Origin of the sequence: Leisingera sp. ANG1 (assembly GCF_000203975.2) — a bacterium.
In the GTDB taxonomy this organism is placed as follows: domain Bacteria; phylum Pseudomonadota; class Alphaproteobacteria; order Rhodobacterales; family Rhodobacteraceae; genus Leisingera.
This window is the reverse complement of sequence record NZ_AFCF02000001.1, coordinates 691,306-706,946: the sequence shown is the minus strand read 5'-3', so window position 1 is coordinate 706,946 and position 15,641 is coordinate 691,306. Positions and strand designations below refer to the sequence as shown.

Here is a 15,641-nt window from a genome sequence, read left to right as displayed (position 1 = left end):
GGTGTCTGTGAAACGGCAGCCGGGCGGGAGCATGTCATGGGAGAGGCACAAAAAGGGGTTCTGGCACTCTGTGCCTCCTGCACCGTTTGGGGGCTTTCCGGTATTTACTACAAGGCATTGTCGCATGTGCCGCCGGAGCAGGTGCTGTCGCACCGGGCGCTGTGGTCGTTTGTGTTTTTTGCCATCGTGCTGCTGTGTCAGGGGCGTATCAGCGCGCTGGGGGCGGCGTTGTCCACCCGCCGCAGTGCCTTGCTGCTGGTGTTTGCCTCGGCAATGATTTCATTGAATTGGTTAATCTTCATCACTGCGGTGCAGGTGGGCTATGCGACCGAAGCGAGCCTTGGCTATTACATTTTTCCGCTGCTGAGCGTTCTGCTGGGGAGGCTTGCCTTCGGTGAGCAGCTGACGCGGGCCCAAGGCGCCGCGGTAGGGCTGGCGGCGCTGGCTGTGGCGGTGCTGTCGTTCGGGCTGGGGGCCGCGCCCTGGATTCCGCTGGCGCTGAGCTTCAGCTTTGCCCTGTATGGTGTTGTTAAGAAACAACTGCCATTGGGGCCGGTGGTATCTGTCACTGCGGAAGTTGCTCTGCTGTTGCCGGTTGCGTTGGCGATCATCTGGATGACCGGTGGGGCTGGTTTTCTGGGAGGGTTCCAGGATGCGCTGATGCTGATGTTCTCCGGCATCCTGACCGGGCTGCCGCTGATCCTGTTTGCCTATGCGGCCCGCCGGGTGCGGCTGGGAACAGTCGGGGTGCTGCAATACCTGAACCCGACGCTGCAATTCCTGGTCGCGGTGCTGGTCTTTGCCGAGCCGTTCACCCCCTGGCATGGCACCGCCTTTGCGCTGATCTGGAGCGCGGTAGCGGTGTTTTCGGTCTCGGCGCTGCGTCAGGAGCGGGCGTCGCGCAGGGCGGCGATTGCAGCCACCGGGGTGTCGGCCCAGATCAGGTAATCCGCGGTTTCCCGACCGGCAAATCCCTGGCTGACCACTTGCTCCAGCAGATCGCGCAGCTTGTCCCAGTAGCCTTCGGTATTGAGGATCACAATCGGCTTGGAATGCAGGCCCAGCTGGCGCCAGGTGAGGGCTTCGAAAAGTTCGTCAAGCGATCCCGCTCCGCCGGGCAGCACAACCACCGCATCGGCGTTCCACAGCATCACCTTTTTGCGCTCGTGCATGGTCTCGGTGACAACATAGGTTGTGAGGTCTGATTTCCCCACCTCGCGCCGTTCCAGGTGGCCGGGGATAACCCCGAAGGTTTCGCCGCCGGCCTTTTGCGCTGCGCGCGCCACTTCGCCCATCAGGCCGACATCGCCGGCGCCATAGACCAGCCGCATGCCGTTATCGGCCAGCGCGGTGCCGAATGCGCGGGCAGCCTCGGCGTAGGCGGGCAGAACACCCGCGCGCGATCCGCAGTAGACACAGACGGATTTGATGCTCATCGGCCAGCCTTTCCGTGGAATATCAAGGTGAAAACCAATTGGTGTTTTGACCCGTGATAGCGGGGTTGTTAGATTCCCTCAACTAAGCGGAAGGTCACATTCCGCAATTGCCGAAGGGAAAGACATGGCGGATGCATCTGGAAGCGGGGGTCTGGGGGCCCTCACACTTGGCGGTATTGCCGGCACGGTTGTGGTCGTAGGCGGCGTGGTGCTGTACCAGCTTGGGATGTTTGGCACGGTTGCGCCCGATGGCGAGGTGGTGAGCGAACAGGCGGCCGGGCAGGCTGCTGACGGCGGCGGCGCGTTTTCCGGCGAGGGTCAGGAATCGGGACAGCCGCTGCAGAACCGGGCCATTGAGGAGGCTGCGGGCAATCAGGTTGAAGCGGTTGAAGCTGTTGACGGTGTTCAGCAGCCGGAGGACTTGATTGCGGAAGATGCCAGCGGTGCAGAACCGGAGGTTTCAGATCAGGTTGCAGCCGCAACTGACGCGCTTGATACAGAAACTTCTGTAGAGGCAGCCGCCGTTGCGGAGACTGGCACCGGTGAAGGTGCAGAGGAAGCATCAGATCAGACCACCGAATTGGCAGTGCTGTCCGAGCCTGAGGGGATTGCGGAGCAATCCCAACCGGCACCCGAAACATCCAAAGAAGATGTCTTTGTCCTGCAGGCGCCGGAGCTGGATCTGGTGCGTGTGGATAGCGACGGGGCCGCGGTGATTGCCGGCCGGGCACAGGAAGGCGTGCAGGTTTCGGTGCTGCTGGACGGCGAGGTGCTGGAACAGCTGGAGGTGCCGGCGGGTGGCGAGTTTGTTGCACTAACCTCCATTGCGTCGAGTTCGGAGGCCCGAGTTGTGTCGTTGTTGGCGGAACATGAGGGCGCGCAAAGCACCTCTGGCGCGTCCTTTATTCTGGCGCCAGTCGCCCCTGCGGAAACTGCAACGGAGCGTGCGGTTGAGCAAACTGAAGAGCAGGTAGCGTCACTGGTTCCAGACGAACCGGCTGCAGACGAGCAGCTGACTGGACAAGCAGATGAAACTGAGGCCGCGGCTGAGCCGGCAGCGGTTGAGCAGGGCGGCCAGGACGCGGAAAGCACTGCGGCAACCGGGCAAGGTGGTCAAAACACTGTTGAGACCGCGGCAGCGGAACCTGTTCCGGCAGAGACAGAGCCTGGGGCCGAACCCGAGCCGCCTCAGCCGCAAGGGCAGGCTGTGGCCGTGCTGCGTGCCGATCAGGACGGGGTAGAAGTGGTGCAGCCCGCAGTTCCCGCCGATCCGGACCTGAACAAGGAAGTGGCGCTGGACGCCATCAGCTACAATGGCACTGGCGGGGTTGAACTGTCCGGGCGCGCGCGCCCGAAGTCGCGGGTCAGGGTTTATGTGGACAATCAGGTGGTCGCGGAACTGGATGCAGCCCAGGACGGCCGCTGGAACGGTCGGCTGGCGGATGTGGCACCGGGTGTCTACACCCTGCGCCTGGATGAGATCGAAACCTCCTCAGGCAAGGTCATGAGCCGTCTGGAAACCCCCTTCAAACGGGAATCGCCGGAGGTGCTGCCGCAGCCGGAGCGCGATGCGGACCCGGACCTGCCAGCGCCGCTTGTGCGCGCAGTGACGATCCAGAAGGGCGATACGCTTTGGGCCATCTCGCAAGAGAAATATGGCAGTGGTTTCCTCTATGTAAGGCTTTTCGAGGCCAACAAGGACGCGATCCGCAACCCGGATCTGATCTACCCGGGGCAAGTCTTCACCATCCCCGAATAACCCTGGGAAACGCGCCCTTGCGGCGCGTTTTTTCTGTTCGCCCCTCGCAAAACCGTGAACAGGTGAATATCTGGAGGTGTCTAGCCAGGAACAGCCATGACCCAGACTGATCAGGCCGCCGCGCCGCCACAAGCAGACATCGCACAGGACGAACGCCGCTCCGGCCTGCGCACTTTGCGCAAGGTGGGCCCGTATCTGTGGCCCGAGGGCAATCGCGCGGTGAAAGTGCGGGTGGTGCTGGCTCTGGCAGTTCTGGTTTTGGCCAAATTTATCGCGGTCTATACCCCGATGCTCTACAAGGGCGCGGTGGACAGCCTGGCGGGCGAAGGCGTGCCGCCGCTGGCGCTTGGGGCTGTGGGACTGACGGTGGCCTATGGTATGGCGCGGATCCTGACCATCGGCTTCCAGCAGCTGCGGGATGCGGTCTTTGCGCCTGTGGGGCAACGCGCCCTGCGGCGGCTGGCGCTGGAGACTTTCACCCACATTCACCGCCTGTCGATGCGCTATCACATCACCCGCAAGACCGGCGGCCTCAGCCGGATCATCGAGCGCGGGGTGAAGGGCGTCGAGTTCCTCTTGCGCTTCATGCTGTTTTCCATCGGCCCGCTGATCCTGGAGCTGACCCTGGTCGCGGTGATCCTGACGGTGCTGTTCGACGCCTGGTACCTGGTCGTCGTGGCCGTCACCATCGGGCTTTATGTCTGGTTCACCTTCGCAGTCACAGAATGGCGGGTGAAGCTGCGCCGGGAGATGAACAAGCAGGACACCGACGCCAACCAGAAGGCCATCGACAGCCTGCTGAACTTTGAAACCGTCAAGTATTTCGTTGCCGAGGAGCGCGAGGCAGAACGTTATGACGGTGCCATGCGGGGGTATGCCCAGGCGGCGCTCAAGACGGCCTATTCGCTGGCGGCGCTGAATTTCGGCCAGAGCGTGATCATCACCGCAGGTCTGGTCGGGGTGATGGTGATGGCCGCCATCGGGGTGGAGCAGGGCAACCTAACCGTGGGCGATTTTGTCATGGTCAACGCTTACATGATTCAGATCACTGTGCCGTTGAACTTCCTTGGCACCGTCTACCGAGAAATCCGCCAGAGCCTGGTGGACATGGGAGAGATGTTCGACCTTCTCGAACAGCCCGCGGATGTGAGAGACAGGCCGGGCGCCGGCGAGCTGAAGGTCAATGGCGGGCGCATCACGCTCGAGAATGTGCAGTTTTCATACGATGCCGGGCGCGAGATCCTGAAGGGCATCTCGCTGGAGGCGGAGCCGGGCCAGACCGTGGCGATTGTCGGCTCCACCGGCTCGGGGAAATCGACCATCGGCCGGCTGCTGTTTCGTTTTTATGATGTGACCGGCGGAGCGCTGAAGATCGACGGTCAGGACGTGCGGGAGGTGACTCAGCAAAGTCTGCATCACGCCATCGGCGTAGTGCCGCAGGACACTGTGCTGTTCAACGACACCATCCGCTACAACATCGCCTACGGCCGCGACGGGGCCACCCAGGAGGATGTCGAACAGGCGGCGCGGGACGCACAGATCCATGACTTCATCATGGCGCTGCCGGAGGGCTATGACACCCAGGTCGGTGAACGAGGGCTGAAACTTTCCGGCGGTGAGAAGCAGCGGGTGGGGATTGCCCGGACACTGTTGAAGAACCCGCCGGTGCTGCTGCTGGACGAGGCGACCTCGGCGCTGGACACCGACACAGAGCAGGAGATCAAAGAGGCGCTGGCACGGGCCGGGCAGGGGCGAACGGTGATCACCATTGCCCACCGTCTGTCGACCATCGCCGAGGCTGACAGGATCGTGGTGCTGGAGCAGGGTGAGATTGCGGAGACCGGCACCCATGAGGATCTGCTGGCGCAGGATGGCCGTTACGCCCGGTTGTGGCAACGCCAGCAGGCGGATCAGGACGCAGCCTGACAGCAGACGCCAAGGTTACGGCGGGGTTTCCGGCAGAAAAGGCCAGTTCGTGGAACTGGCCTTTTCCAATTGTAATACGGTGCGGCTTCAGAAGTCTTCCCACCCCCCGTTGGCCGCTTTGGCAGGAACCGGAACCACGTCGCCAAAGTCTATGTCAACGCCGTGGGCGGTGGCGGAGGCCGGTGCAGCGGCCGCCGCAGGTTTGCTGGGGACGGCGCTCCCGGCGGAACCTGAGATTTTGAATTTGGCCATCAGCTCTGCCAGTTTGCCTGCATCGCTGTGCAGCATGTGGCCTGCGGCTGTGGCCTCCTCCACCATGGCAGCGTTTTGCTGGGTGACCTGATCCAGCTGGCCGACGCCGGTGTTGATCTCGGTCAGCCCAGTGGACTGTTCCGCGGCGCCTTCGGCGATGCTGGAAACCAGCTGCGAGATGTCGTTGACCCTGCCGACGATACTGGTCAGCGCCTCGCCTGTTTCACCGACCAGATCGACGCCCTGCTTCACATGTTTGGAGCTGTCGCCAATCAGCGCCTTGATCTCGGTTGCGGCGTCGGCAGAACGCTGCGCCAGCGCCCGCACTTCGCTGGCAACCACGGCGAATCCCTTGCCGGCTTCTCCGGCCCGCGCAGCTTCCACTCCGGCGTTGAGCGCCAGCAGGTTGGTCTGAAAGGCGATGTCGTCAATCACGGAGATGATCTGCGAGATCCTGACCGAAGATTGCTCAATCTCATTCATCGCGGTCACCGCTTTGCGGACAACCTCGCCGCTGGCCTCGGCCTCGCTGCGGGCTTCCTGCATCGTCTGCTCCACACCGCGGGCGCCGTCTGCAGAAGATTTGACTGATGCCGTCAGCTGCTCAAGCGCAGCGGCGGTCTCCTCCAGGGTGGCAGCCTGGCTTTCGGTTCGGCTCGACAGGTCGTCGGAGGCGGTGCTGATTTCGGTTGCGCCGTTGTGGATGCTGCTGGCCGCGGAAATCACCTGTTCAATGGTTTCCTTCAGGGTTGCCACCGTGGTGTTGAAGCTTTGCCGGAGCTGCTCGTATTCCTCCGGAAAGGCCTCATCAATGGTGCATTCCAGATCGCGGCCGGACAGTCGGGCGAGGTGGTCGTCCAGCTTGCCTACAACCGCTCCGCGGTCGGCGATCCGGCTCGCCTCGATATTCGCGAGCTTCTCGTCAGCGGCTGCCAGAGCGGTGCGGGTTTTCTCCATCGCGCGGCTGAGCTTGCCGATTTCCGTTTTCGCCTCCAGATGTGCCGGTTCGAAATCGAATTCCTTGCGGGCCAGCCGGTCCAGGTCCGTCTGCAGCGCGCCGAACTGGCGGGTGAAGGCGGTGATCAGGCGCAGGCCGATGGCACCGCTGACAATCAGCGAAGCGGCGACCGCTGCCAGCGTCACAATAAGGGCCTGCCGGGATTGGGCGGCCTCAAACGCGGAGATTGCAATCATTTGATCCGTTACGGTCATTTCCGAGTCGCGAAGCGAACCGACCCATTGGGTTGCCCGGTCAAACCACTCCTTGGCGGCATAGCCCGGCGCCAGTGCGCCTGGGCCCGCTTCCAGCACCTCGTCGCGTATGCCGGGCAGACCCGCAGGCGCGAGCCCGGCGCGCAGGTCCTGGCCAGCCAGCACTTCTCGTAAGGCAAGGCCCGCAATATCCAGCAACTGGTGTTCCACTGCGCCGGTACGGGTGAACCAGCGGTAGAGGGTCAGGTTGAAGCTGCCCAGGCCGAACCCGGCTGCGCCTGCCGCCCGCTGCTGGCCTGCGGCCTCCTTGGCGTAGGCAAGACTGACAAGCCCGGCGCCGAGCTGTGCAAGGCGGGCATCCTTCTGGTGCAGCAACTGCAGGCTGGCGTCTTGCAGCAAAGTGCCGATCATTGCGGAGTAGCGCGCGCCCATCTGGCCGGGTTCGAGAGCCAGATCGCTGACTGCCTGCCGAAGGCTGGTCAGCTCGGACAGATGCTGCAGTGAGGCGCCCGCAGTGTCCGGTACCCTCTGCATGGCGGTGTCCACTTTGATCCGGGTATCGTTCAGCCCGGCAGCGGCGGAATTGCCGCCGGAGGACAGGAAGGCAGCTGACAGGCCTCGTTCAACCTGCAGATGGTGGATAGCTTCCATCAGCGCGACAGAGCTTCGGGTTTCGGCCTGCGTGGCCCGCGCGTTTTGAAAGCGCTCCCAGTCTGCGGCAGCCTTTAGTCCGCCAATCGCTGCCAGGGCGATGAAGGGGACCGTGATCAGCGCCAGGATTTGCGCGCGTAGTGACATCGTCTTCTTCCTTAAACAAAAAACACGCTAAGCGGGAAAAGTCCCGTTGCTATTGCTGATAAGCATGTAAAGAATAACGGTTTGTGAATGGAACAATTGGACAGTCTTGAGAAAATTTGACCGGGCGGCCGAGCCATCCGCCACATGCGGCAAGGTCCGGCTGCTCGTGACGCATTTGCCCAAAAAAATGCGCCTTCCATGCATGATTTTGACTGGAAATAATCAAGTTGTCGTGGGAAAAAATGTAGCAATAACAATAATTTGCGATGATCTTCCATTGCTGCATTGCCGCCGCGTAAGACTATTTAAGATTCAATCTTACTGGCCGTCTGCCCCAGAGGGTTTTCTTGCTTTTGCAATGAACCCTGCAAAGCAGTTGACTGAAACGCCCGCAACTGAGGCCCCGAAGGGGAGCGTTGTGACTCATTTCCCGTTGACCGATGTTACTGCTGGCTTAATGTTCGCGCACTTCGGGCAAAGGCAGCACCAACGACTGCCTGCCCGCAAACAAGGACATGTAGATGAAGACCTTTCTGACCGCAGCCTCCGCCGCTGCACTGCTTGCCTTTCAGGCGCCCGCCCATGCTGAAGACCTTGAGTTCCTGCTGGTAAACGACAGCAGTGCTGATCTTGTGGAGTTCAATGTGTCGCCCGCGTCTTCCGACGATTGGGAAGGCAACCTGATGGAAGGCGGCTATCTGGCGCCGGGCTACGAAATCGGCGTGCTGATTGCCGATGGCGCAACCACCTGCGTCTACGACATCCGAGGCAGTTTCGCTGATGGCTCCGAGGCAGAGGATTATGGCCTCGATCTGTGTGATCTGGGTGAGTACACCTTTACCGACTGATCTTTGCGGAGCGTCTGAAACGGCGGCACGCAGAATTGAAAAGCCCCGCCGGAGCGGGGCTTTTTGTTTGTCTTGTTATTCCGCTGCGCGCAGGCGGCCGCGCGGGGCAGGCGGCTGCGGTTCGTCCTCTTCGGTATCCGCTTGGCCTTCGCTTGTCTCTGGCGCTGCATCTTCCACCCATTGGATTTCGGTGGTCGGCAGCTGACGCGCCTTCTTGAACAGCTTGGAGTCCTGCGCGATGCGGCTGGAGCGGCCGCGGGTGATCCGCGACAGCATCCGGCCAAGCGCATGCATATAGGTGGAGAACCACACCCGGATCGACAGCAGTGACGGCGTGACCACCAGGGTCAGCACGGTGGCGATCCCCAGGCCGAAGACCACGGCGGTTGCTAGCTGTTTCCACCACAGCGCGGTGGGGCTGTCGATGGAGTAGCCGCCGTTGATGAAGTCCAGGCTGACGCCGAACATCATCGGGGTAAGGCCGGCCATCGTGGTGATGGTGGTCAAGAGAACCGGACGGATGCGCGCCTCGGCGGTGCGGATGATCGCCTCGATCCGCGGCATCTGCTGGCTGAACTCCTGATAAGTGTCGATCAGCACGATGTTGTTGTTCACCACGATGCCCGCCAAAGCGACGATGCCGGTGCCGGTCATGATGATCGAGAACGGCTGCTGCATCACCATCATGCCGATCAGCACACCGGTGGTGGACAGCACCACTGCCAGCAGAACCAGCACCGAGTTGTAGAAACTGTTGAACTGGGCCAGCAGGATCACGAACATCAGCGCCAGCGCGCCGGCAAAGGCCTTGGACAGGAAGGCACCGGATTCCTCCTGCTCCTCCTGGTCACCGGTCCATTCCCAGCCGATGCTGCGCGGCAGCGGGTCACTTTCCAGCCATTCGGTGAGGATGGCGATCCGCTCGTTCGGGTTCACCGGGCTGATCTTGGCGCCGTCGTCCAGCGCAGCCAGCACCGCGTCAAAGCTCTCAGCACCCGTCAGCTGCAGCAGCTGCATGGTCTTGCCATTGGGCGCAATCAACGTTTCACCAGTTGCGGCGGCACCTTCCGGCAGTTCCTTCAGGACTGCCAGGCGAGTCAGTTCACCGCTGCCCGCATCCTCGATTACCACCTTGTTCAGTCCCGGTTCCACGTCTGCCTTGACGTCATAGAACCGTTCCTGGCCGATGCGGTTGATCTGGGCGAGCTTCGGCACAGGTTGGCGGGTCACGAAGTTCGACAGCGGCACCAGCCCGTCCGAGGTGCGGACCTTGAGGTTGTCGAGCGTTGACAGCACCCGGTCCTGTTCCGGCAGACGGACGCGGATCTCGATCTCCTCGTCGGAGCTGTCGACCCGCATGGTATCCAGCAGGATGCCGCGGGTGACCAGCTGCACCATCGCGCCCACGGTCGCCACATCGGCGCCGTAGCGGCCGGCCTTCTCGACGTCCACGTCGATCTGCCAGTCGATGCCGGGCAGGGGCAGGCTGTCTTCGATCAGGATCAGGCCGGGGGTGTTCTCGAACTGCTCCCGTGCGGTCAACGCTGCTGCGGTCAGGTCTTCCCAGCCATCGCCGCGCAGGCGCAGATGCACCGGCTTGCCGGAGGCGGGGCCTTGCGCCAGTGCGCGGACTTCCACCTCAAAGCCGGGCAGTTTGCCGAGAATGGCATTCAGCTCGTCGATCACGGTGTTGCCGTCGTATTCCTCGGCGATCACCTTTTTCTCAAAGCCCAGGTATTTGCTCAGCAGTCCGCCGAACCAGCCGTCCAGCGGCTCGCTCTCGGTGGGGCGTTCCTCCCAGGGGATGATCTCAAACTGAACCTGGCCGATCGTGTCCGGCGGCAGCTGGGCGCCGGAACTGTCGGTGTTGAGGCCGCCGTCGCCAGCAAAGGAGAACACGTTGATCACTGCGTGGTGGTCCAGAATGACCTCCTCGGCCGCGCGCACCATCTCGTCCTTTTCATGCAGTGAGATGTTGCCGCGGGCGCGGATATAGGCGGTGGCCTGTTCCGGTTCCGAGTCGACGAAGAATTCAACGCCGTAGTTGTTCTCGCTGAACGTCGAGAAGACGGTCATGATGGCAAAGCCTACGGCGGCGATGGTCACCACCGGCATTACCGGGTTGCCCGCGATGAACTTAATCACATGGCCGAACGGGGTGTGATGGTAGCCGGGGGCAACTTCCTGCTCCTCGCGCTCTACTTTGACTGAGCTAAGCGTGATCGAGGCGGCAAAGGACGCCAGCGTAAACACCAGCCCGCCGAACAGCACGCCTGCCATCGGTCCGGTGTCCTCACCCAGCAGGTAGGAGGGGTTCAGCATCTGCATCGCGCCCGCAAACATGCCCCACATGGCGACCGGCACCAGCACCGCACGCAGCCACCAGGGTGCAACCATCCGCAGCGCGCGCGAAGCGCCCTCAAACGTGCGGCTGATGCGGCCGGTGACGCCGCCCATGACGGGCAAGTAGATCAGTGCCACCACCAGCGAGGCGGACAGAACGAAGATCAGGGTAACCGGAAGCATGCCCATGAACTCCCCCGGCACGCCAGGCCAGAACAGCATCGGCAGGAAGGCGCAGAGCGTGGTGGCGGTGGAGGACACGATCGGCCAGAACATCCGCTGTGCCGCCTCGACATAGGCGTGCATCGGGCCGGTGCCTTCCTTGATCCGCTTGTCGGCGTATTCCACCACCACGATGGCGCCATCAACCAGCATCCCCACGGCGAGGATCAGGCCGAACATCACGATATTGGAGATAGAGATGCCCATCAGCGCTAGCAGCGCAAAGCACAAGAGGAAGGATGTCGGGATCGCAAAACCAACGAGCAGCGCGGCCCGGCTGCCAAGCGCCGACAGCACCACGATCATCACAAGCGCGATGGCGGTCAGCACCGAGCCTTCCAGCTGGCTGACCATGGAGCCGACCACGCGGCTCTGGTCGTTGGAGGTGCCGACCTCGACTGCGGCCTGCAGTTCCGGCGGCCATTTGGATTTGGAGACCTCGATGGTTTCCTTCACCAGGTTCACGGTGTCGATCAGGTTGTAGCCCTTGCGCTTGACCACCTGCAGAGCAACCGTGTCCTCGCCGTTGAAGCGGGCGGTGCCTTCGCGGTCCTCGAAGGTGAAGTTGATCTGCGCCAGCTCGCCCAGCTTGACCACCCGGTCGCCGTTGGTCTTGACCGGCAGCTGATAGATGTCCTTCACATCGTCAAAGGAAGAGGGGATTTTGACTGAGAACGCGCCCTGGCTGGTTTCGACCTCACCGGCCGCAATCAGCTGGTTGTTGTTTTGCACAACATTGATCAGCTCCAGCGCGGTGACGTTATAGGCTTCCAGCCGCAGCGGGTCGATCAGTACCTCGACCATCTCGTCGCGGTTGCCGGCGATCCCGGCCTCCAGCACCGCATCCAGTGCCTCAAGGTCGTCCTGCAAGTCCTTGGCGATACGCGCCATCGTGCGTTCCGGCACCGCGCCGGTCAGGTTCACGATGACAATCGGGAATTCGGAGAAGTTGATCTCTGTGATCGAGTATTTCTCGGCGCCTTCCGGGAATTCCGCCTCGGCCTTGTCCATTGCGTCGCGGACGTCGGCCATGATGGCGGTCTTGTCCCAGCCGAATTCGAACTCCAGCGCCACCCCGGCATAGCCCTCGGCCGCGGTGGAGGTCATCTTGTCGAGCCCGTCAAGGTCGGCAAGCTCGGTCTCCATCACCTTGACCATCAGGGATTCGGCGTCCTCGGCAGAGATGCCGGGGAAGGGGACGGAGATGAACAGGGCCGGAATTTCGATGTCCGGCTCGCCCTCCTTGGGCAGCATCGAATAGGCAAATCCGCCGACAAGCAGAGAGATTGCGATGAACGCTAGGACCATCCGGGCGCGGCCGGCGGCCCAATCGACGATGCCAATCACTGTTCAGTCTCCCGGTAGGTGGCCGCCACTGCGACGCCTTCGGTTACGAAATCCTGTCCCACAACGATCACATCCGCGTTCTCAGGCAGGCCGCCAAGCCAGACGCCATCCGCCTCATCCCGCAGAAGCTGCACGGGGTAGAATACCACGGTGCTGTCGGGTCCGACAACGCGCACACCCAGCTGGCCTTCGTTGTTCAGCGTCAGTGCCGATTGCGGCAGCTTGTGCGCCAGCGAGCCGGCTGAGGAAATTGCGATATCTGCGGTCTGGCCGTCACGGATGCTCAAGTCCGGGTTCGGCACCGTAATCTCGACCTCAAAGGTGCGGGTGGTCGGATCGGCAGAGCGGCTGAGGAAGGTGACCTCGCCCTGGACCTGCTGGCCGGTGGAGAGTTCCGCGCCCGCAATGGCGCCCAGTTCCACTTTGTTGACTTCCGCTTCCGGCACATAGCCAACCAGTTTGATGGTATCGAGCTGGATCACCGTGCTGCACAGGCTGCCGGGTTGCAGCAGGCTGCCCAGTTCCGCGGTGTCGCTTTCGAGCAGGCCGTCAAAGGGCGCGGTGATGGTCAGGTGACCGATTTCCCGCTCTGCCGCGGCCACTGCGGCCTGCGCGGACCGCTCCGCAGCCTCAGCTGAGGCCAGACGGGTTTCAGAGGCATAGCCGCCCTCTGACAGTTTGGCGGCGGCGGTCAGGTTAATCTTGGCTTCCTTTAGCTGAGCCTGCGCCTGCAGCAGCGATGCGGGCCGTGTGCCGGGATCCAGCTCGCACAACAGATCGCCCTTCTTGACATGGGCGCCCTTGCGCAGCGGCTCAGAAATCACGGTGGAGGTGGTTTCGGCCCGAACTTCCACCTGGCGGATAGCCTGGGTCTGGCCGCGCAGGATCACTGCGTTGCCAATGGTCCGTGCTTTGCTTTGGATGGCGACAACGCCGACGCGCGAATCTTCCGCCTCCGTCAGCTTCTGGCCTTCGGCGGCAGTTTCGGCCCCGGTCGCCTCATTCGCGTCTTCCCCGCGGGCAAAGGCCATCAGATCGTCACGCTCGAAAACCACCAGATAGAGGCTGGCGGATACCGCCACTGCAGTCAGTATCGGTACAATGCGCATGTCGGGCCTTTCCTATTCTCTGTCTTCTTCCACGTGCACCTTACCTATGTCCGTCGGACGGCAGGGCCGGTTCACAGGGGAGTCGCGCGTATGTGATAGGGCTGATATAGGAGATGTCCATTCTAAACTAAGTGGTTTAGTTCACATTTCTTGCTTTTCTGGCCCATTTGCCGAAGTTTCTGGTGCAAACGGGCCACTTGGCTTGGCCTTTGAGCCGGGGTAAGAGGGGCGCAACGCATTCAATACAGGTGCGGGCGCCAGCCCGGGCCGCGCATATCAGGGGCTTTTCATGAGCGACACCGACAGCTTTATCGACGAAGTGACAGAAGAGGTCCGCCGTGACCGGCTTTTCCTGATGCTGAAACGCTATGGCTGGATCGGCGGCGCAGCCGTGGTGCTGATCGTCGGCGGTGCCGCGTTCCGCGAATACAACAAGGCCAAGGAACAGGCAGCAGCTGAAACGCTGGGGGACGATATTACCGCGGCGCTGAAAATCGACGGCAGTGAAAAACAGGCAGAGGCATTGGCTGCCGTGCCGGCAGAGAGCGCCGGCGGTGCAGCCATTCTGAACATGCTTGAAGCTGCGGCGCTGTCAGAGGCCGGCAAGACTGCCGAAGCAGTGGCGCAGCTTGAGGCGGTGGCCGTGGATGGCGATCTGCCGCTGATCTACCGGCACGTCGCCAGCTTCAAGGCGCTGGCGCTGCAGGCCGAAACGTTGCGCGCCGCGGACCGCCGTGTGCAATACGAGGCGCTGGCCCAGCCCGGCGCGCCGCTGGCATTGCTGGCGTCAGAACAGCTGGCTCTGCTGGATGTGGAGGAAGGCAACACAGAGGCTGCAATTAGCCGCCTGCGGGACATTGTTGCGGATGCGACTGTCACTGCAGACTTGAAAGACCGCGCGTCTCAGGTGATTGTGGCGCTTGGCGGCTCGGTCAACGGGGACGCCGCGCCTGAGGGGTAAGGCGCTCCGCGGATGGAAACTTGCGGAACAAGAACGGCAGACAGGGCAGGGCAATGGCAATAATCAAATCAATCTCCCGGGCACGGGTTCTTCTTTGCACAACCGCTGTTGCGGCTCTTCTGGCGGCCTGCTCGGAGGAAGAGGTTATCCTGCGCGGCGAGCGCGAGGACATCCGCCCCGATGCCGCAGTAGAGATCGTCAATCAGTCACGCGCCATTTCCCTTCCGCAGCAGGCGGCCAATGCCAGCTGGGAACAGGGCCACGGCGCTGAGGCCGGGCGCACCGCGCATCCGGCGCTGGCGGCCGCCCCGCAGCGCATCTGGTCTGCCTCGATCGGCGCCGGCGACAGCCGCCGCCAGCGCATCACCGCAACCCCGGTTGTGGGCGGCGGCCGTATCTACACCCTGGACAGCGCCGCGCGGGTGTCTGCGGTATCTCCGCAAGGCCAGCTCCTGTGGCAAAGCGAACTGATTCCGGCCGCCGATGACGAGGGTCAGGCCACAGGCGGCGGTTTGGCCTTTGCTGATGGCGTGCTGTATGTGTCCTCCGGCTTTGGTGTGCTGACAGCGCTGAATGCGGCGGACGGCAACCTGATCTGGCGGCAGGAACTCGACGCCACCGGCTCCGGTCAGCCGCGGGTCAGCGGCGGGCTGGTCTATCTGGTGGCAGGCGACGACACCGGCTGGGCTGTGAACACCAAGGACGGCCGCATCGCCTGGCAGATCGACGCCGCGCCGTCTCCGGCCAATGTCCTGGGCGCCCCGGCGCCGGTTGTGACCAATGACCTTGCGGTCTTTGCCTTCGGGTCCGGCGACCTGATCGCCACCTTCCGCCGCGGCGGCCTGCGCCGCTGGAGCGCCTCCGTTGCGGGCAAGCGCACCGGCCAGACCTTGTCGCGGATCAGCGATGTGACCGGCGCGCCGGTGGTGTCCGGTAACCGTCTTTATGCCGGTAACAACTCCGGCCGGACCGTGGCCATCGATCTCGAAACCGGCGACCGTCTTTGGACTGCGCGTGAAGGCGCATCCGGCACCGCTTGGCCTGCGGGCGGCAGCCTGTTCCAGGTCAGCGACCTGAACCAGCTGCTGCGGCTGGATGCAAGCAGCGGCGAAGTGATCTGGGCTGTGGACCTGCCCGGATACCTGAAAGACAAGCCGCGCAAGCGGGGCCAGATCCATGTGCATCACGGCCCCGTTGTGGCCGGCGGTCAGGTGGTTCTTGCCTCCAACGACGGGTTGCTTCGTTTCTTCAACCCCGTCGACGGCAGCTTGTCTCGCACCGCGGAAGTGCCTGGCGGCGCCACCACGGCACCGGTTGTCGCCGGGCGCACGCTGTATGTAGTTTCCACCAAGGGCGATTTGCTGGCATACCGCTGACAGTGTTTCCGGGTGGCACAAGCCGCGCGGATGCGCTATGAGCCGCGTCTGA

At 62.7% G+C, this 15,641-nt stretch carries 10 protein-coding genes; 6 read left to right on the top strand and 4 right to left on the bottom strand.

Annotated elements, in window-relative coordinates; genetic code table 11:
- Window positions 1–36: 36 nt before the first annotated feature.
- Window positions 37–948, top strand: coding sequence for an EamA family transporter RarD (rarD, locus tag GC1_RS03465; RefSeq protein ID WP_019295434.1), 912 nt, complete (start codon window positions 37–39; stop codon window positions 946–948).
- Here the strand turns inward: rarD and GC1_RS03460 are convergent.
- A complete protein-coding gene (locus GC1_RS03460) occupies window positions 885–1,436 on the bottom strand; it encodes a TIGR00730 family Rossman fold protein (RefSeq protein WP_019295435.1) in 552 nt (183 codons plus the stop codon). The two genes, rarD and GC1_RS03460, sit on opposite strands and share 64 nt — an antisense overlap.
- A gap of 124 nt (window positions 1,437–1,560) precedes the next feature.
- Here GC1_RS03460 and GC1_RS03455 point away from each other — a divergent pair, with 124 nt between their 5' ends.
- The gene (locus GC1_RS03455) at window positions 1,561–3,195 is read left to right on the top strand and encodes a LysM peptidoglycan-binding domain-containing protein (protein ID WP_019295436.1); all 1,635 of its coding nucleotides are present in this window, start codon (window positions 1,561–1,563) and stop codon (window positions 3,193–3,195) included.
- A 96-nt stretch (window positions 3,196–3,291) separates the two neighbouring features.
- On the top strand, window positions 3,292–5,121 hold the full coding sequence (locus GC1_RS03450; RefSeq protein WP_019295437.1) for an ABCB family ABC transporter ATP-binding protein/permease: 1,830 nt from the start codon (window positions 3,292–3,294) through the stop codon (window positions 5,119–5,121).
- An 87-nt stretch (window positions 5,122–5,208) separates the two neighbouring features.
- Here the strand turns inward: GC1_RS03450 and GC1_RS03445 are convergent, their stop codons facing one another.
- A complete protein-coding gene (locus GC1_RS03445; RefSeq protein WP_019295438.1) occupies window positions 5,209–7,383 on the bottom strand; it encodes a methyl-accepting chemotaxis protein in 2,175 nt (724 codons plus the stop codon).
- A gap of 521 nt (window positions 7,384–7,904) precedes the next feature.
- On the opposite strand from GC1_RS03445, the gene GC1_RS03440 reads away from it, so the two are divergent.
- The gene (locus GC1_RS03440; RefSeq protein WP_019295439.1) at window positions 7,905–8,231 is read left to right on the top strand and encodes a hypothetical protein; all 327 of its coding nucleotides are present in this window, start codon (window positions 7,905–7,907) and stop codon (window positions 8,229–8,231) included.
- Window positions 8,232–8,306: 75 nt separating this feature from the next.
- On the opposite strand, the gene GC1_RS03435 is transcribed toward GC1_RS03440, so the two are convergent.
- Together GC1_RS03435 and GC1_RS03430 are read right to left on the bottom strand one after the other, a co-directional pair.
- Complete coding sequence (locus GC1_RS03435) at window positions 8,307–12,143, bottom strand: efflux RND transporter permease subunit (RefSeq protein WP_019295440.1); 3,837 nt, start codon at window positions 12,141–12,143, stop codon at window positions 8,307–8,309.
- On the bottom strand, window positions 12,140–13,252 hold the full coding sequence (locus GC1_RS03430; RefSeq protein ID WP_019295441.1) for an efflux RND transporter periplasmic adaptor subunit: 1,113 nt from the start codon (window positions 13,250–13,252) through the stop codon (window positions 12,140–12,142). The genes GC1_RS03435 and GC1_RS03430 overlap by 4 nt, the downstream gene beginning before the upstream one ends.
- Window positions 13,253–13,541: 289 nt before the next feature.
- Here GC1_RS03430 and GC1_RS03425 point away from each other — a divergent pair, with 289 nt between their 5' ends.
- The gene (locus GC1_RS03425) at window positions 13,542–14,213 is read left to right on the top strand and encodes a hypothetical protein (protein ID WP_019295442.1); all 672 of its coding nucleotides are present in this window, start codon (window positions 13,542–13,544) and stop codon (window positions 14,211–14,213) included.
- Window positions 14,214–14,266: 53 nt separating this feature from the next.
- Window positions 14,267–15,589: a PQQ-like beta-propeller repeat protein gene (locus GC1_RS03420; RefSeq protein ID WP_019295443.1), complete on the top strand. Its 1,323-nt coding sequence runs from the start codon at window positions 14,267–14,269 to the stop codon at window positions 15,587–15,589.
- Window positions 15,590–15,641 lie beyond the last annotated feature (52 nt).